1 protein-coding gene is annotated in these 539 nt (G+C 66.0%); it reads left to right on the top strand.

The window, feature by feature from the left end:
• Window positions 1-539: tetratricopeptide repeat protein (locus tag ADK28_RS20345; RefSeq protein WP_161802724.1), on the top strand; the 539-nt coding region annotated here is incomplete at both ends.

Genomic DNA, 539 nt, shown 5'->3' with positions numbered 1-539 from the left:
CAACCCGGGCGGATGCGGCGCGTCAGGCCGGGGACGGGTATTACTCCGGGCTGGGGGAGCCGCGCAACGAACCGCTTGCCCGTCAGTGGTGGACACGGGCGTCGTCGCTTGGTGATGCACAGGCCAGTATGAATCTCGCCGGACACTGCCAGGCAGAACATGGCTCGTCGCCTGTTGCGGAGTGCATCCGTCAGTTTGAGACCGCGGCCCGTCAGGGCAATGCGCAGGCACAGCTGATGCTGGCCCGCTGGTACCAGACTCAGCCAGCGGGTGAAAAAACGGCGCTCTCCTGGCTGCAAAAAGCGGCCGCACAGGGCGAGCCCGCGGCGCTGGCGTTGATGGCCCGTCGCCATGAAACCGGCAACGGTGTTGAGCCGTCACCGGCTATCGCCCGCCGTGAGTATCGTCAGTCTGCCGCACTCGGCAACCCGCAGGCACAGCGCTGGCTGGCGGAGCACAGTGAAGGTACGGAAAAGCTGATGTGGTATCAGAAAGCCGCGCAGGTCGGGGATGTGGCCGCGCAACGCTGGCTGTCACAG

The organism is Serratia sp. 506_PEND (genome assembly GCF_001076875.1).
GTDB lineage: Bacteria > Pseudomonadota > Gammaproteobacteria > Enterobacterales > Enterobacteriaceae > Serratia > Serratia marcescens.
The sequence above is the reverse complement of the archived record's forward strand: the minus strand, read 5'-3'. Positions and strand labels throughout refer to the sequence as shown.